Source organism: Deltaproteobacteria bacterium HGW-Deltaproteobacteria-6 (assembly GCA_002840435.1).
In the GTDB taxonomy this organism is placed as follows: Bacteria; Desulfobacterota; Syntrophia; order Syntrophales; family Smithellaceae; genus UBA8904.
In genome coordinates, this window is the sequence record PHAT01000005.1 from 86,763 (window position 1) to 103,284 (window position 16,522).

Sequence of the window (16,522 nt, forward strand, 5' to 3'; positions counted from 1 at the left end):
TTGCTAATTCCTTTTTCTCCCGGCGTCCAATTGTTGAAGCGATGTCAGCAATTGTTTGGCCTTGGTCAGCTGTTCTTTTTTTTGTTTACCCGCCGCGCCCTGAGCAAAGATCCTCCTGTCTGAGGCGACAGGAAGAAAATGATTAAGCAGGATACAGCACCATTTAATGCGATAGACCGGCAGCAGAAGGGTCATTCTTCTCAGCGTCGACTCGCGTTCGGAAAAAATATCGGCGATGGAATCCAGCACCTCATCCTTATACATGACGGGAACCGGCACCGCCACCTGACTGAAAAAATCTCCGGTCAGCTTGGCCGGATCATCCCAACCCGCGTATTCAAAATCCAGGAAGGCAATCGTGCCGTCCGGACGCCGCAAAGCATTGTGAAATCCGAAATCCGAAGGAGAGATCACGCGCTGCTCCGGCAACAATTCGGCATCCGGCTCCATACCTTCCTCCGTTAGTTGCAGAAGTATTTTCTCCGTAATCTGTCCGAAAGCCGGCGCAAGCTCCGCCCGCACAAATGCCAGGGCTTCCCGGTCTATCGGCAGGGCAGGATTGATTCCATTGATCCGGTCAATTCTTCTTTTAACTACGGCTAAATGTTGATGGATGGAAAAACAGGCTTCGGACCCCAGGGGAAGTTCACGGGCTTCCGGCGTCTCCCGGAAACGGTTCAATGAGGCAATAAACGCCCGGGCCTGACCGATGTCTGTCCGGGAAAGTGTTCCCGGAAGGATTCGCTCCCCATCAATGAATTCGAAAAGACCAAGTCCTTCCGTCGTGTCGCAGGCGATCGCTTCAGGAATACAGCGCAATCCATTGGTCCAGGCAAATCTGGCCAGCGCGAATTCCGACCCCAGGCGGTCGCGGGTATCTCCGGGATGACGAAAATATTCTTTGAGAACATAAGTCCGGGAGCCGGCTTCCACGCGGTAAATCCGGTTGTTCCCCCCCAGGCCCAGCGGAACCAGTTCAGTGCCTGCTGCGGCGCCGATCGAGGAAAAAAGCCGTGCGGCCCGGGAACACACGTCAAGGAGTGCCTTATCCGACTTATCCTGCATTCCGGCCCCGGAAGTAGTCAGCAATTTCTTCCCAGGAAGCAAACCTCAACATCCCGCAGGCAACGGTCTGCGCGTCCGGTGAAAACAACATCCGCGCCGTATTGGCGGGAAAGCCTTCAGCACACAGGATTTCGGGGAGATCGTCAATGAAATGCGTGCATCCCGCCGCGCCGATTCTGGACAATTTTTCTTCTTTGGTCAGTTCAAAAAAAACCTGGTCCATGACGAGGCCCGCCGTTTCGAGAAATCCGCTGGATGCCAGCCAGTTTCGTGCCGCCTCGTGAAGATCGTAGCGATTTCCACGATAGGGATAACGCGTTTTGTGACTGATGATATAAACTGTGGCTCCCCGATTGGTCAGGCTTCTGATGCAATCGGCAGCACCCTTAAAGGTCTCCACCGTTTCCATGCGGGAGCCATAAACATACCCCTGCAATTCGGTCCAGCTGTCTTCCTTCCCGATACGTCTCAGATAATCGCGAACATGCCCTTTGGTAACCGGTGTATCCGGCGGAATCAGTCGCTGCTCGCAGGCCGCCTGATGAAAAGCCCCGTCGTAACAAACGATGGTATTATCGAAATCAATCCCTACGATCATTGATTGCTTTCAGACGATATTCCACGTCGCCTGCGATCCCGTCCGGCGTGAGGCCAAAGTGTTCGCGTGCATAATCCTGCTTGCCTGCCATACAAAAGAACTGATCGGAAACCCCCTTGCAGAGCAGGCGCGCCCGTTTCGCCGGACCCCGGGAAAGCCATTCCGCCACGGCACTGCCGAAGCCGCCGATCAAATTATGTTCTTCCACGGTCGCGACCAGCCGGACTTCGGAAAATACCCGGTCCAGCAGGGACTCATCCAGGGGTTTGAGGGTGTGAAAATTAATAACTTTTGTGGAGATTCCCCGGGCTTCCAACGCCGCTGCCGCCGCCAGCACCACAGACATGATCGTACCGGTCCCGAGCAGACAGACATCTTTTCCTTCCCGCATGACGACGCCGCTGCCGATGGCAAAGGAAGGTTCCGCATCATAGAGAGCGGGCTCGCCTTTTTTCCCCAACCGTAAATAAACCGGTTGATCCTGCCGCAAGGCCGCGCGCAGGGCCAGACGGGCTTCCAAGGGGTCCGCCGGATTGATAATCTGCATATTGGGCAGACTGCGCAGACAGGCAATGTCTTCGCAGGAGTGGTGCGTCGCCCCAAGTTCCGCATAAGACAGACCGCTGCCCACACCGGCAACAATCACCGGGAGATTGTGGTAGGCGATATCGATTTTAATCTGTTCGAAACAGCGGATCGTGTTGAAGGCCGTAATAGTATAGGTAATCGGCCGCAGTCCGCTCATAGCCATGCCCGCAGCCATGCTGGTCATATTCGCCTCGGCAACGCCGCAATTGTAAAAACGATCCGGAAAGTTCTTCTTGTAATCATCAAAGAGGCGGTTCCCGATGTCGCCGGAAAGCAATACGATGCGACTGTCTTCTCCCGCCAGTCTGGTCAGTTCCTTCGCAAAGGCATTTCTCATGTCAGACGCAGCTCCTTTCTGGCTTTCAGGACTTCTTCCGCCGTGGGGATACGGTAGTGCCAGTTATTGTCGTCTTCCATAAACGATACACCCTTCCCCTTTACCGTATGAGCAATGATGACGGTCGGTCTGCCGCTGCCATCGGGCAACCCCTTCAGAGTCTCAACGAGGGCGGTCAAGTCGTGTCCGTCCACTTCATAAGCGCTCCATCCGAATGCTTCCCATTTTTCTTTCAAAGGGTCGATGGCCATGACTTCGCGGCTTCGTCCGGTCGCCTGCCATTTATTGAAATCGATAACGGCAACAACGTTGCCGATACGCTGTGCCGGAGCGAACATGGCCGCCTCCCAGACGGAACCTTCATTACACTCACCATCGCTCATGAGGACATAAACATTATAGGACTGTTTCTGAATGCGGCCGGCCAGTGCCATTCCCAGTCCCAGAGACAGGCCGTGCCCCAGAGAACCCGTGGCCGCTTCCACACCCGGGACACAATGCGGACTCGGGTGCTCCGGCAGGCAGCTTCCATGACAGGCGTAATCCGCAAGCGTCTCCAGAGGGAAAAATCCCCGCCTGGCCAATGTTACATAGAGGGCCGTGGCCGCGTGCCCCTTGCTGAGAATAAAGCGGTCGCGCAGAGGATCATCGGGCTTCGCGGGATTAATGGACAGCTTTTGCCAGAAGAGCGCCACCATGATATCCACGCAGGAAAGCGCCGATCCCAGGTGGGCGCCGCCGGTCCGGTGGGACATTTCCACCAGCATACCCCTGATTTCCCGGGCTGTCTGGTCCAACTGATCGATTGATAATGACGTCATGTGATTTATTCCAGATTCTCAATTTGTTTCATGGTTCTGATATTATACCAGAGGTCGCGGTCTTTCAGATCACCGGCCCGGAAAGCCTCGATGATTCCCAGAATTGCATCATTCACCGTGTACTTCTGAGTAAAACCCGTTGACAGCAGCTTATCGGAATTAATGCGATAGGATCGGGGATCATTTGATTCCGAAACAATAATTTCCGCGGGCACATGCTCCGTCACCCGCTTGGCGATGTCCAGAATCGATATGTTTTCAAATCCGGCATTGAAAACGCCCGGCGCCTTGTCGCCAAGATTCAGGAAATGAATAAAGACATTGGTAATGTCCTGAATGTGAATATTGGGACGCGTCTGGTCCCCGCCGAAAACGGTGATTCGTCCGTTGGTCAGGGCCTGCATGGTCAGCATGTTTACGGAAACGTCAAGACGCATGCGGGGCGAGAAACCGCAGACCGTTGCGGGACGGACACATTGAACGGTGATGAGATCTTTGTAACTCAGCAGGACCCGCTCACTGATCATTTTTGTCTTGTTGTAGTCGGAAATCGGAACCAGGGAAAGGTCTTCCGTTACCTTTAGTTCATCCTTAACGCCGTAGACACTGCCGGAGCTGGATAAGATAAATTGTTTTACCTTATGCGCAATGGCCTTTTCCACCATGCCCATGGTTGCCAGAACATTGACCTCCCATGCTAATTTCGCATTAAGATCCCCGCAGGGGTCGTTGGCAATATTGGCCAGATGGATGATGGCATCGATGCCCTCCATGGGGATCTCATCCGTGTTGCGGATATCGCCCCGGATAACTTTTAAATTCTTATGTTCGGGAAGGAAATTGCCGAACCATTGAATGTCATAAACGGTCACGCTGTGACCCAGGTTTAAGAGTTTCGGTGTTAAAACACTGCCGATATAGCCGCAACCACCTGTTACTAGAATATGCATTTTCGCTCCTTATGGTTTATGAATATAGTCAAAAGGTTGTCTCTTGATTTCTTCCAGATTGTCTTTTACCCAGGCAATCGTTTCTTCAATACCCTGCTCGAGGCTGATTTTGTCCTGCCATTGCAGTTTTTCTCTGGCGCTGGTACTGTCCAGCGTGTAGGCGGCGTCCTTACCCAGGCGTTCACCCACAACTTCCACATTCTCGTCGAACGACGCCCCTAGCTGAGCGGCAATCATTTCCACGAGATTCCTGATGGAAAGGTTTCTGGCCGTCGAAAAGTGATATATTTCCCCCGGCGACGCCTGTCTTGCGACACGGAGCGTTCCATCGGCAACGTCACGGAAGTGAATAAAAGAACGGATGGAATGCCCTCCGCCATGCAGTTGAAGTTTCCGGCCGATCAGAAAAAATAGAATCGTCCTGGGAATAATTCGATAAAGTTGCTGTCCCGGTCCGTAAACATTGGCTGCCCGGGTAAACGCCACCGGGAAACCATAGGCTTTTTGAAAGCTCATCAAACTCATATCCGCCGCGGCGCGGGAAACGGCATAGGGTGTGCTGGGATTGTAGTTCGTGCTTTCCCTGACGAGTCCCTCGCAGGAACCGTAAACTTCCGGGGTGGAGACATGAACATATTTCTTCAAAAAGTCTCTCTTACGCAATTCATCATGGAGTTGAATGGTGGCGACAACATTGGTCTGAAACCAGTGGACCGGATTTCGCCAGCTTTCCGCCACCATGGATTGGGCGGCAAAGTTTACCACGTAGTCCGGGCGCTGCTCGTCGATGATTTTCATAATCCTGTCCAGATCGCGATTGAGATCCAGCTCAAAGAACCGGAATCCGGATGTGTCTCTTTTCTTGTAGGGAAGGAATACAGCGTGGGGCTCCGGTGAACGGCTGATCCCAATCGTTTCAATTCCTTCTCCCAGGAGATAATCCACAAAACTGGCGCCGGAGAACGAATTGCTCCCTATGACCATTACTTTTTCACTCATCTGTTTCAAATAGAATTCCTTTCCACGATTTTATCGATCCAATGGTGCAGAATGGCGGCATGGCATGTTTCGGCGGAACCGTAAGTTGTTGCCGAAACATAAAAATTTATCAATCCCCTGCCGGACAAAGGATTATCCGGGTGCATCGCCGAAAGCGTCACCACGGTGCCTCCCAATCTCGCTGCTTCGTCCGCGGCTTTGAGGACATTCATGGACCGCCCGGAACTACTGATGGCGACCAGCATGTCGCCCTTTCTCATTCGACGGCGCAAGGGTTCGGCAAAGACTTCGTCATAACTGACGTCATTCGCGATCGCCGTAATCAACGATAAATCGGAAAATACTTCCGTATGAACATGGCCGTTCTTTGCCAAGTCGGCCGCAACATGGCTGGCCATGGAAGCACTGGCGCCGTTGCCGATCAGAAATATGGTATTTTGCCTGTCTCTGATATTCAGCGCCAAATCGATCCACCGGCCAAAAGCGTCATCTGCGGGCATGCTGTTCTTGTCGCCGTCCAAAGCGGACAGACACCGGAGACGTTGTGTTATTTCATCGACATTTGATAACCAGTTCATCTTCATATCCCTGTGTTTTCGGCCAATTGATTTTTGTATTGATTGCTTACGGCCGGATACTCCCGGCAGGCTGCTTCGTAACTTTCGATCGTACCGATATCCCGGTGATAAATATCGTTATGGAATGTGTTGATGCGACCGATATAATGGGGAATGACTTCCGTGCTGAAGTCAATAAATTCCTTTTTCAGACCCTCAAGATATGTAAACAGGGACGGTTCGATGATATAAACGGCTCCGTTGGCCCTGTCGCCGGGAGGGTTGGCTACCTTTTCATAAAAAGCCTGGACACACCCTTGATGATCCGTTTCGATAATGCCGCAGCTTTGGGGCGTGGGAGTTTTAAATGTCATCATGGTTATTTCACACCCTGCAGGACGGTTCTGATGGCTGTCGATAAATGCCCGCACATCGAATACGGAAAGGTTATCAGCATGGACAAGCATCATCGCCTCATTGCCGAAAAACTCCCGATTTTTTAAAAGCGTCCCCCCGGTGCCCAATAATTTATCTTCATGGATTGTAGCAACATATTTTTTTAACGGACTCTGATCAATAAAATGAGCAACTTTATCCGCATGGTGATAAAGATTTACCAGCATGGGATATACGCCGCTCTCATAAAGCATGGTCATCCAGTAATACAAAAGTGGCTTGCCGTCAATCGCAATGAGACATTTGGGAATATCATTGGTTAACGGCCGCAAACGCGTACCCAGTCCCGCTGCAAGCAGTAGCGCTCTCATGGTACAACCTTCTTCCCGTTGATTTCCATTTTTAAATCATGCGTGGTCAGGGGAATATTGCCAATCCGCCCTATCTGACAGGCGGAGGCCAGTGACCCGATATAGGAACTTTTCCAGATATCGGCGCCTACCGCCATGGACATGGAGGTACAGGTCAAATAGGAATCGCCGGCTCCCGATACATCCTTGGGGGCCGTATTGAAAGCGGGAAGTCTGTCGGTTAACCAGTCGCTTGCCTTTTCCGTTTCCGCATGGATCAGAACGCCCTCTTCATCCAGGGTAATGATGACGTTTCTGGCGCTTGCTTTTTTTCTTAATTTCTCCGCAAGAACCACAAGACCTGACTCAAAATCATGTACGGCAAAACGGGCCTCCCGTTCGGTGGGCGTTACCAGCATCATTCCCTGAAACCGCGACACGTCGCCAACCTGCGAGGATGATTGACTATCCGCAACCATCATAATCCCTTTTTGAAGACAAAATGATGTAACCTGATCCACGAGCGGTTGCGGAAGGCAGCCATAATTGAAGTCCGAAAATATGATCAGATCCATACCATCAAGAACATCCAACATATCCCTGTAGAATCGTTCTCTGATTTCACTGGAAATCGCATGCTGACGCAAATGACTGACTCTCAGCAACGTTTTCTGCCGGGCACGGAATCTTTGCTTCAGTGTTGTCGGCCTGCTTTCATCCGGGAACAAATGGGCATTGACACCCAGCGCGGTCAGCTTTTCTTTCGCATAATCAGCTGTTTCATCTTTGCCGACAACGGAAAAGAAGTGAACATCGGCGCCCAATCCTCTGGCATGGAGAGCAACAATTCCCGCCCCTCCGAGAAATTTCTCGTGCGCTACGGGCGTGACCACAATCGTGGGATCTTCCTGCGACATGCCGAGGGCATCGCAGGTAATATATTCGTCAACTATCGTATCTCCCAGGACGCAGACTTTCAAATCCCTCATTTTGTCGGCAATGCCGGCTAATTCACGGAAACTGAAATTATGCCGCTTGGGATAGTCAACGGGTTTTTTAATGGATGAAACGGACAACTCTTTCCACTCGGTGTTCATTAAATCCACTGAAGAAAAACTGATTTCACCGGAACCGAATATTAATTTCCCGCCATTGCGACTGAGAACATCCTTCTCCGGATTATCCATTTCCTCGTGCTCTTTTCCCTTGACCACAAAAGCCGGTTTAAGTTTTTCAATAAAGGCGATAACCGGCTCATGGAGGATGAATGAATAGTCCACCCAGGCGATAGCTTGAATGCTCTCCAGACGCAGTTGTTCATCGACAAAAGAACCGGGGGATTTATTGTCCAGCACACCCACAACCAGATAATCACCACATTCCCTTGCAAATCGAAGCAGCCGGAGATGCCCCGGATGGATAATATTAAAATTACCGGAAACAAAGACGATTTTTTTCTTTAGCGTTTGCTTTTTTATCTGTTTTAATTCAATGCTGTTGCTCATAGTCCAATCCCGTTCATTTGAAATTTGTCCGGACAACTCATGAAATCAATTCCCCGACATGCTTCCCGATAGCCAGACACGATGTCATCCCGGGCGATTCGATGCCAATCAGGTTTATTAAACCGTGCATTCCACAGTCGCTTTCTTCCCGGATGACAAAATCCATCGCCGGGTCGCCGGGTCCCTGAATCTTGGGTCGTATGCCGCTCATGTCCGGGGTCAGAGCATCCAGGGAAACACCGGGAAGATATCTTTGGATCGACTCGTGAAAAGCTGTTTTCAGGCCTTCATCCACGGCATAGTCGAACGCCCTGTCATCGGACAAATAGCGGCTGTCAGGACCGAAGCGCACACGCCCGGAAAGATCAAGTGTTGCGTGGATACCGAGGCCAACGTTATTTTTCACGGGAACAGGGTAGATGAGATGATGAATCCGGGGTGATGGCGCCGCTGTGAAATAATTCCCTTTACAGGGCTTTAACCGGTAGCCCGCCGCATCAATGTCTATGCCGGTAAGAGCGGCAATAAGATCGGCGGAAAGTCCGGCGCTGTTGATAAGAGTTTTTGTGCTGATGCGGTACTCGCCGTTATTAATCTCCAAATCCCAGACGGACCCGTCGAAATGAATGGCCGTCACTTCCGACCGATAGGTAATGATGGCCTCTTTTTTCCCGGCGCTTGCCAGCAGTGTTTGCATCAGCCGATGTGTGTCAATGATCCCGGTATCGGGAGAGAACAGAGCCGCCACGGCATTCACTTCCGGCTCTTTGGATTTGAGTTGCACCCGTCCCAGAAGCTCAAGTTTTTCGACACCATTATCATGTGCCGTTATTTTGATTCGTTCCAGATCGGCACATTCCGCTTCGTTGGTCGCCACGATCAGCTTGCCAATCCGCCGATGAGGAACATGATGCTTTTCACACCAGCTGTAAAGAAGACGGTTGCCTTGAAGGCAAAGGTGGCTTTTCAGGAATTCTTTCGGGTAATAGATCCCCGCATGAATAACTTCACTGTTGCGGGAACTTGTTTCCTGGCCGAAGGAATTGTTTTTTTCCAGGACGACAACCTGACGGTTTCTTACCGCCACGGCTTCGGCAATCGCCAAGCCGACAACTCCTGCGCCAACGATGACAATATCAACTGTTTCGTTCATCTGCATCAATGTTTCATCTTCGATTAGGGTGCGTTTTCAATCAATCCCTGAATTTGATCGCCGCTGGGATGTTCATTCATAAGTTTTTTAATCGTCAAGACTGAAAGGAAAGATCCTGGATTTTGAAGAATTGTTACTTTTCAAGTTGTCTTTTGCTTTCCCTAACCCTGCGTTATACAGCTCCGCCCTCTGAGTTACGCATGGGCTGCCTACACAGGGTTGAACAACATTCTATTTATGGTGCTTCCAATGCACGATGACCATGTTCAAAAGCAACTTCCAGACTATTTCACCGGAAATTGCTTTGAATTAACTTCCTGCTCCAACTGCCGGATTTCTTCCTCCAGCCTTTCATATTCTGCCAGTTTCAACTTTAGAAAGCGATAAGTGATCTTTGCTTTTTCTTCGATGCCCCTTGGCGTCAGGTAATACAGGTATGCAATTTTATTATTGGAGTTTTTAAAATTATTTGCTTTGACAAAACCCTTTTCAATCATAGCCTTCATTAAAAAATTGATTTTGCCGAGACTTAAGCCCAGGTGAGACGACAGCTCACGCTGTGTCATTTGCGGATTCGTATCGATGACCCGCATAAGCATGAGAGACTCTTCCGTATCTATTTTTAATCTCTGATTCATAGTCATGTCCGTCGTGTTCATCACTTGAACACAGCGGACATTATCAAATTATATCACAATGTCAAGGGATAAAAGCGCAACACAATCAGGAGAAATGCCGGTTCCTATTCCGCATCCTTCATTTAAAATATTCCGCCTTTTTGAAGGATACACCATCGCGGTCTTTTGTCGAGAGTACCGGCTGTTGTTCCAACGGCCATTGGATAGCCAGATCCGGGTCGTTCCAGATAATCGTGCGTTCGTATCGGGGCGCCCAGTAGTCTGTCGTTTTATAGAGAAATTCGGCAAAGTCGGTTAACACCAGAAATCCATGGGCAAAGCCTTCGGGGATCCACAGCTGGCGGTGATTATCTTCGGAAAGCTCAGTGCTTACCCACCGGCCAAAGTCCGGCGATGACCGGCGAATATCCACCGCGACATCGAACACTTTACCCCTGACAACGCGCACCAGTTTGCCCTGGGGTTGCTGAATCTGGTAGTGCAGACCTCGCAGTACATGGCGTTCAGAACGGGAATGATTGTCCTGAACAAAAGTCGTCCGCAGACCGGTTTTCTCCTGCCAATCTTTCTGGTTGAAGCTTTCAAAGAAAAATCCCCTCGCGTCGCCGAAGACACGCGGTTCTATAATGAGGACATCGGGAAGATCGGTCTTAATAATATTCATGGTACGATTTTTCCTTCAGGATTCTTTCCAGATAATCCCGATAAGACGATTTGGGTGTTTCTTCTATCACCTGTTTCATCTTCTTCTTATCCACAAATCCCATGCGAAAAGCGATTTCTTCCAGGCAGGCAATTTTCAATCCCTGCCGCGCCTCCAGAGTTCCGATAAAATGACTGGCCTCTAAAAGGCTGGTGTGCGTGCCTGTATCCAGCCAGGCAATGCCGCGTCCCAGGGGAACCACGTGCAGGCCGCCGCGCCGCAAATATTCCATATTGACATCCGTGATTTCCAATTCACCGCGCGCCGACGGCTTCATGGTTTTGGCGATCTGCGTGATGCTTTGATCATAAAGATACAATCCGGGCACGGCGTAATTGGACTTGGGTTTCGCCGGTTTCTCTTCAATGCTGATGGCTTTCCCCACCGGGTCAAATTCCACAACGCCATAGCGTTCCGGGTCGTTGACGTAATAGCCGAAAATGACCGCGCCGTTTTGAAATTCTTTGACGATTTTATGAAGTCCCAGATTGCCGTAAAAGATATTGTCTCCCAGGATCAGACAAACGGCATCTCCGGCAATAAAGTCTTCACCGACCAGAAACGCCTGGGCAATCCCCTTGGGCTCCGGTTGCACTTTATAAGAGAGCTTGATACCCCAGCGGCTGCCGTCGCCCAGCAGGGCTTCAAAGCGGGGCGTATCCTGCGGCGTGGAAATAATCAGAATTTCACGAATCCCCGCCATCATGAGCGTGGACAGAGGATAGTAAATCATCGGTTTATCATAAACCGGCTGTAATTGTTTGCTGGCCACCAGCGTCAGCGGATAAAGTCTGCTGCCCGCGCCGCCGGCCAGAATGATGCCTTTTTGAATGCCTGTCATCGATTAATCCTTCCCGTACATTTTTTCATAATACTCGCGGTAGCTGCCGTCGGTCACGGAGGCAATCCAGTCTTGATGATCCAGATACCATTCAACGGTCTTGCGCATCCCGTCCTTAAAATTTACCCGGGGATTCCATCCGAGCTGCGTGCGGATCTTTGTGGCGTCAATGGCGTAGCGGCGATCATGTCCGGCGCGGTCTTTGACGTAGGTAACCAGCGTTCTTCTGTTCTTGCCGCCGGACAATAGGCCGACTTTTTCATCCAGAAGATCACAGATCGTGTGGACGATTTCAATGTTTTGTTTTTCGCTGTTTCCGCCGATGTTGTAAGTTTCGCCAGCCAGCCCGCGGGCAATGACGGTTAGAATCGCCTCACAATGATCAGCAACATAGAGCCAATCCCGGACATTTTTGCCGTCGCCGTAAACCGGCAAAGACTTCCCCTGCAGGGCGTTGTTGATGATCAGCGGGATGAGCTTTTCCGGAAACTGGTAGGGTCCGTAATTGTTGGAACAATTGGTAATCAGCGTCGGCAGGCCATAGGTATGAAAATACGCACTGACCAGATGGTCGGAAGATGCCTTGCTGGCGGAATAAGGCGACCGGGGATCATAGGGGGTGGTCTCCTGAAAAGCGCCGGTGTCGCCAAGAGATCCGTAAACCTCATCGGTGCTGACATGCAGAAATCGACAGCCCTTGTCCGACGGGTTGCCCGAAGAATCGGAGAGCCATGAGTCGCGCGCCGCTTCCAGAAGGTTGAAGGTTCCCATAATATTGGTCTGTACAAATTCAGCCGGTCCGGTAATGCTGCGATCCACATGAGACTCAGCGGCAAAATGAATGACGGTATCGATCTGTTCGTCGGCAAAGATTTTTCTGACCAAAGCGGCATCGCCGATATCGCCCTTCACAAAGCGATACCGCGGACTCCTTTCAATATCCGTCAAATTGCCGGGATTGCCGGCGTAAGTCAGCTTGTCCAGATTGGTCAGGTGACAATCGGGATAATGCTCCAGCATGTGGCGGACAAAATTTGATCCGATAAAACCGCATCCGCCTGTTATCAGTACTCGCTTCACTATCAACCTCCTGTATCTTTAAAGAACGCTATCGTTTTCCTGCGGTGCAAACTCAGGCACAATTTCCTTGAGTTTTGCTTTAATGCTTTTTGCGTCGTGACGCTCCGCCATCTTCACCAGTTCATCGATTTCACGATAAAGATTTTCTTTAGCGTCATCGGGATTCGCCGCACCGCTGAAGAGGCTGTCTGAACGCAAAACCATGACTTTTTTATGCCCGGTAGGCAGAATATCTTCCCCCTCCGTAATCAGCTCTTCATATAACTTTTCACCTTCCCGCAAACCGGTAAAAACAATTTTAATGTCCACATCCGGTTCTTTACCCGAAAGACGAATTAGATCCCGTGCCATATCGATGATTTTGACGGGGGTTCCCATTTTTAGAATGAAGATTTCACCGCCCTCCCCCATCGTACCGGCCTGCAGGATCATTTGCGACGCTTCGGGAATGGTCATGAAGAAACGGTTTACTTCCGGATGCGTGACGGTGACCGGCCCGCCCTGTTCGATCTGACGGCGGAAAAAAGGAATTACGGACCCGGACGAACCAACCACATTGCCGAATCTTACCGCCATAAACCGGGTGCCATTTCCCTTTTGGCATTGCATAATCAATTCCGTCACCCGCTTACTGGCGCCCATGACGTTCGTCGGGCGAACGGCTTTATCGGTCGAAACCAATACAAATCGATCCACGTGGTGCCGCACAGCCGTCTCCATAATCACACGGCTCCCGATAATATTATTATAAACGGCCTGCCAGGGATTTTTCTCCATCATGGGCACATGCTTATAGGCCGCCGCGTGAAATACAACATCGGGTTTGTACTTCTCAAAAACAGTATTCATCAAAACTTCGTCCTGCACCTGTCCCAAAACGGCTTCACAGCGGCGGCAGTAATTTTCGTTTTGCATTTCCATCTGAATGCTGAAAAGACTGGACTCACTGGAGTCAATCAAAATCAGATTGCGGGGCTGATATTTGACCACCTGCCGGCAAAGCTCGGAACCGATGGAGCCGCCGCAGCCGGTAATCAAAATGATTTTGCCGTCAAGATAGCTGCGGATGCCTTCAGTATCAAGTTGGACGGGCGACCGTCCCAGCAGATCCTCGTAGCTGATATCCCTGAGAAACTTCACGCTGACCCGACCGTCAATCAGATCACCGATACCGGGCAATATTTTATAAGAGGTATTGCTTTGTTGGCAGGATTCCACAATCCGCCTGATTTTATCGCCGCTGGCGGACGGAATAGCGATAAGGATTTGCTGGATGTCTTCTTTCTCAATGATGGCGGACAGATGGTCTAACGTCCCCAATACCCGTATCCCGTGAATGGTCCGCCCCTGCTTTGCAGCATCGTCGTCAATAAAGCCGACTACTTCATAATTAAGGTTGTAATTTTCGATGATCTCGCGCAATATCTTTTCACCGGCCTGTCCGGCACCGATGATTAGTACTTTTGTCATTCGGGTGTGAGCCGGTGGATGGACATTTGCGTTCGGGCTCATCAGGACGGCATAGAAAGATCGGATCGCCATTCGGACCCCGCCGGTCAACATGAAGGTGATAATACCATCAGCGATAAAAACGCCGCGGGAATATCCCTGAAATCCTTTGGCAATCAGAATAATCAACATGATCAGCATCGTTGACAAGAGACAAGCCTTGGCTAAAAGCCAGAAATCCCTCACGCCGGTGAAACGCCACATACCACGATAAAGCCCACCCAAAAGGAAGACAACAAGTTTTAGAGGGACTATCCAGAGAATCAGACCATAGATTTGCCGGGTGTAAACATTGTCAAAAGAAAATTCAAAGCGAATCAAATAGGACAAACAAAGAGCAACAATGAAAAGCAGAATATCCGAAAATATCATTAAGTAAAATTTTGGATTTTTTAATTGCGGATTCATCGCCATACTGCTAAACACCTTTTATTCTGACAACGTCATCAATCAATGGTTTACCAACTAAATTTCTTGGATGCTGTATCAGAAACGGCCCATTATCTCTCTGAACATTTCTCACCCCTCCATCCTGTCAATCACACAGCGCGTGATATGAACCGGAATAGGGGGTTTTAACTACTAAATATCCTCATGACTGTCAATAAATTATCCAGTAATGGAACAGGTTTGCGTCGGTTAACGTCCTGAAAAATGCCACTTGATGATCTTTGCATATACCACCAGCTTTTGCCGAAGGCCGGCCGCCAAACCCAGCGTTGCCAGAACCCCTGCCCCGCTCAGCACCGCGTTCACGAACAGCCGCAGAAAAATGACGGCAGCCGCCGCCCGGTAGTATACGCTTGAGTGCCACTTGCGCAGAAACTGATATCGGGAACGGTAAAATTCTATCCGCGATCTCACATTATGGCCGATACTCTGGCCCTGCAAATGATAGATCAACGCGTCGGGAACCTGGTAGACCAGCCAGCCTTTGCGTCTCATCGCGTAGGCCATATCCGTCTCCTCGAAAAAGAAGAAGTAACGGTCATCAAAGAAAGAAACTTCGTCCAGTGCCTTTTTCCGAATCATCATACAGGCGCCGATGGCCGAATCCACTTCCAGCGGCCCGGCATGATTGTACCTTTTGCTGGGATATTTACGGGGAAAAAGATATTCGAGAAGCGATGTGTTGGTGGCCAGGGTCAAAAGCGTCGGGAAAGCGGCGACGGAGTTTTGCCTGCTGCCGTCGGCATTCAATAACTGGCCGCAGACAATTGCCGCCAAGGGGTTCGCTTCGGCAAAAATCCACATTTTTTTTGCCGCCCCGGCCGTCAGCACGGCATCCGTGTTGATCAGCAGGGCGTATTGACCCTGCATCACCGCAAAACCCTGATTATTAGCGGCGCCGAATCCACGGTTCTCCTGATTGGCAATGATTTTAACCCGTGGATATTTCTCCGTAAGCATCGCAACCGATCCGTCGGAAGACGCATTATCCACGACAATAATCTCATATGCAAGCGTTTCCATCGTTTCGGCAATAGAATTCAGGCAGACCGCCAAAAGGTCTTTGGTGTTCCAGTTGACGATGATAACGGAGATATCCATGTTTTATCCGGTATTTTTTCGGCGGGACAGTCTCTGCTGCGTTTCGCCGTTTTGGATCCTTCCCAGTTCGCTTAATTTAGCGTACTTGAAATATTTGTTAACTGAATCGGTAACGGCCAGCGTGAGTCCCTGACGGCCATCCATAAATCCCAGACGAAGAATATAATCCTGAATAAACGTAAAAAAGGATCGGAAAAAAGCAGAGAATGGCGATGAACGCTTCCCGGCGGTAAAAGACTCCTGTGCGCCGAGCGTTGAATACTTATCAATCTTTTGCAGAATTTTACTCAAACTGCTCTCTGTGAAATGTTCAATGGGGACATCCAGTTGATCGACTTGACCCTGAACCTCAACCGCTTCATGAACCGTCGCGGCCGTCATGCGCCCTGACTGGCGGCGAAAAAGCCGCACCACATGGTCCGGCCACCAGCCGGCATGACGAATCCAGCGGCCCTGGAAAAAGTTTTTACGCGGAAAACTGAAACCGGCTGCCTGTACCCCTGCATCCGTGACAATCCTTTTGATGACATCCGCCGTTTCCGGAGGAATTCGCTCGTCAGCGTCCAGAACAAGGACCCAGGGCTGAACACATTTATCTATGGCCAGTTGCTTTTGCGGACCGAAACCATACCAGGACTCCCGGTAAATATCACAGCCGAATGTTTCGGCCAGCGCAAGCGTTGCGTCTTCACTTCCGGAATCAACCACAACGATCTGAGCGGCAAAAACAACGCTTTGCAGACAGCTCCGGATATTTTCCGCTTCGTTCTTGGTTATAATCGCCACGGATAGAGGAACTCTGTCCATTCCATACCCTCGACTGTTTCAACACCTATGATAATTTGCGGATCAACGCCTGCTTTTCCGGTACAAATCCCGAT

The 16,522-nt window shown here is 50.3% G+C and carries 17 protein-coding genes; all 17 read right to left on the reverse strand.

Annotated elements, in window-relative coordinates; translation table 11 throughout:
* Positions 1 to 3 precede the first annotated feature (3 nt).
* Positions 4 to 1,065 carry an aminoglycoside phosphotransferase family protein gene (locus CVU71_10630; protein PKN17974.1) on the reverse strand — a complete coding sequence of 354 codons (1,062 nt, stop codon included), beginning with the start codon at positions 1,063 to 1,065 and terminating at the stop codon, positions 4 to 6.
* Entirely contained in the window at positions 1,055 to 1,663 is a 609-nt protein-coding gene (locus CVU71_10635) for a hypothetical protein (protein PKN17975.1), read from the reverse strand. The genes CVU71_10630 and CVU71_10635 overlap by 11 nt, the downstream gene beginning before the upstream one ends.
* On the reverse strand, positions 1,647 to 2,588 hold the full coding sequence (locus CVU71_10640) for a transketolase (GenBank protein PKN17976.1): 942 nt from the start codon (positions 2,586 to 2,588) through the stop codon (positions 1,647 to 1,649). Before CVU71_10640 ends, CVU71_10635 begins: the two co-directional genes overlap by 17 nt.
* Positions 2,585 to 3,409 (reverse strand): transketolase, encoded by an 825-nt coding sequence (locus CVU71_10645; protein PKN17977.1) that lies wholly within the window; start codon positions 3,407 to 3,409, stop codon positions 2,585 to 2,587. Before CVU71_10645 ends, CVU71_10640 begins: the two co-directional genes overlap by 4 nt.
* Before the next feature lie 5 nt (positions 3,410 to 3,414).
* Entirely contained in the window at positions 3,415 to 4,359 is a 945-nt protein-coding gene (locus CVU71_10650; GenBank protein PKN17978.1) for an NAD-dependent epimerase/dehydratase, read from the reverse strand.
* 9 nt (positions 4,360 to 4,368) lie between these two features.
* A complete protein-coding gene (locus CVU71_10655; protein ID PKN18690.1) occupies positions 4,369 to 5,358 on the reverse strand; it encodes a dTDP-glucose 4,6-dehydratase in 990 nt (329 codons plus the stop codon).
* Positions 5,359 to 5,363: 5 nt separating this feature from the next.
* Positions 5,364 to 5,942 carry a phosphoheptose isomerase gene (locus tag CVU71_10660; protein ID PKN17979.1) on the reverse strand — a complete coding sequence of 193 codons (579 nt, stop codon included), beginning with the start codon at positions 5,940 to 5,942 and terminating at the stop codon, positions 5,364 to 5,366.
* Positions 5,939 to 6,682, reverse strand: coding sequence for a mannose-1-phosphate guanylyltransferase (locus tag CVU71_10665; GenBank protein ID PKN17980.1), 744 nt, complete (start codon positions 6,680 to 6,682; stop codon positions 5,939 to 5,941). The genes CVU71_10660 and CVU71_10665 overlap by 4 nt, the downstream gene beginning before the upstream one ends.
* Positions 6,679 to 8,166, reverse strand: coding sequence for an ADP-heptose synthase (locus CVU71_10670; GenBank protein ID PKN17981.1), 1,488 nt, complete (start codon positions 8,164 to 8,166; stop codon positions 6,679 to 6,681). Before CVU71_10670 ends, CVU71_10665 begins: the two co-directional genes overlap by 4 nt.
* Before the next feature lie 37 nt (positions 8,167 to 8,203).
* The gene (locus CVU71_10675) at positions 8,204 to 9,325 is read right to left on the reverse strand and encodes an NAD(P)/FAD-dependent oxidoreductase (GenBank protein PKN17982.1); all 1,122 of its coding nucleotides are present in this window, start codon (positions 9,323 to 9,325) and stop codon (positions 8,204 to 8,206) included.
* Positions 9,326 to 9,603: 278 nt separating this feature from the next.
* Positions 9,604 to 9,918 (reverse strand): MarR family EPS-associated transcriptional regulator, encoded by a 315-nt coding sequence (locus CVU71_10680; protein ID PKN18691.1) that lies wholly within the window; start codon positions 9,916 to 9,918, stop codon positions 9,604 to 9,606.
* A 157-nt stretch (positions 9,919 to 10,075) separates the two neighbouring features.
* Positions 10,076 to 10,621: a dTDP-4-dehydrorhamnose 3,5-epimerase gene (gene rfbC / locus CVU71_10685; GenBank protein PKN17983.1), complete on the reverse strand. Its 546-nt coding sequence runs from the start codon at positions 10,619 to 10,621 to the stop codon at positions 10,076 to 10,078.
* On the reverse strand, positions 10,608 to 11,501 hold the full coding sequence (gene rfbA, locus CVU71_10690) for a glucose-1-phosphate thymidylyltransferase (protein PKN17984.1): 894 nt from the start codon (positions 11,499 to 11,501) through the stop codon (positions 10,608 to 10,610). The genes rfbC and rfbA overlap by 14 nt, the downstream gene beginning before the upstream one ends.
* 3 nt (positions 11,502 to 11,504) lie before the next feature.
* The gene (rfbB, locus tag CVU71_10695; protein ID PKN17985.1) at positions 11,505 to 12,581 is read right to left on the reverse strand and encodes a dTDP-glucose 4,6-dehydratase; all 1,077 of its coding nucleotides are present in this window, start codon (positions 12,579 to 12,581) and stop codon (positions 11,505 to 11,507) included.
* Between the two features lie 18 nt (positions 12,582 to 12,599).
* Entirely contained in the window at positions 12,600 to 14,498 is a 1,899-nt protein-coding gene (locus CVU71_10700; GenBank protein ID PKN18692.1) for a polysaccharide biosynthesis protein, read from the reverse strand.
* A gap of 231 nt (positions 14,499 to 14,729) precedes the next feature.
* On the reverse strand, positions 14,730 to 15,641 hold the full coding sequence (locus CVU71_10705; GenBank protein ID PKN17986.1) for a glycosyltransferase family 2 protein: 912 nt from the start codon (positions 15,639 to 15,641) through the stop codon (positions 14,730 to 14,732).
* A 3-nt stretch (positions 15,642 to 15,644) separates the two neighbouring features.
* Entirely contained in the window at positions 15,645 to 16,448 is an 804-nt protein-coding gene (locus CVU71_10710) for an LPS biosynthesis protein (protein PKN17987.1), read from the reverse strand.
* Positions 16,449 to 16,522: the final 74 nt, after the last annotated feature.

Excerpts from the sequence above, each read along its gene's own strand:
- CVU71_10675 (PKN17982.1), bottom strand. The coding sequence starts at position 9,325 with ATGCAGATGAACGAAACAGTTGATATTGTCATCGTTGGCGCAGGAGTT.
- CVU71_10640 (PKN17976.1), bottom strand. The coding sequence starts at position 2,588 with ATGAGAAATGCCTTTGCGAAGGAACTGACCAGACTGGCGGGAGAAGAC.
- CVU71_10680 (PKN18691.1), bottom strand. The coding sequence starts at position 9,918 with ATGCTTATGCGGGTCATCGATACGAATCCGCAAATGACACAGCGTGAG.
- CVU71_10635 (PKN17975.1), bottom strand. The coding sequence starts at position 1,663 with ATGATCGTAGGGATTGATTTCGATAATACCATCGTTTGTTACGACGGG.
- CVU71_10710 (PKN17987.1), bottom strand. The coding sequence starts at position 16,448 with ATGGACAGAGTTCCTCTATCCGTGGCGATTATAACCAAGAACGAAGCG.
- rfbC (PKN17983.1), bottom strand. The coding sequence starts at position 10,621 with ATGAATATTATTAAGACCGATCTTCCCGATGTCCTCATTATAGAACCG.
- CVU71_10665 (PKN17980.1), bottom strand. The coding sequence starts at position 6,682 with ATGAGAGCGCTACTGCTTGCAGCGGGACTGGGTACGCGTTTGCGGCCG.
- CVU71_10645 (PKN17977.1), bottom strand. The coding sequence starts at position 3,409 with ATGACGTCATTATCAATCGATCAGTTGGACCAGACAGCCCGGGAAATC.
- CVU71_10650 (PKN17978.1), bottom strand. The coding sequence starts at position 4,359 with ATGCATATTCTAGTAACAGGTGGTTGCGGCTATATCGGCAGTGTTTTA.
- CVU71_10700 (PKN18692.1), bottom strand. The coding sequence starts at position 14,498 with ATGAATCCGCAATTAAAAAATCCAAAATTTTACTTAATGATATTTTCG.
- CVU71_10670 (PKN17981.1), bottom strand. The coding sequence starts at position 8,166 with ATGAGCAACAGCATTGAATTAAAACAGATAAAAAAGCAAACGCTAAAG.
- rfbA (PKN17984.1), bottom strand. The coding sequence starts at position 11,501 with ATGACAGGCATTCAAAAAGGCATCATTCTGGCCGGCGGCGCGGGCAGC.
- CVU71_10655 (PKN18690.1), bottom strand. The coding sequence starts at position 5,358 with ATGAGTGAAAAAGTAATGGTCATAGGGAGCAATTCGTTCTCCGGCGCC.
- CVU71_10705 (PKN17986.1), bottom strand. The coding sequence starts at position 15,641 with ATGGATATCTCCGTTATCATCGTCAACTGGAACACCAAAGACCTTTTG.
- CVU71_10660 (PKN17979.1), bottom strand. The coding sequence starts at position 5,942 with ATGAAGATGAACTGGTTATCAAATGTCGATGAAATAACACAACGTCTC.
- CVU71_10630 (PKN17974.1), bottom strand. The coding sequence starts at position 1,065 with ATGCAGGATAAGTCGGATAAGGCACTCCTTGACGTGTGTTCCCGGGCC.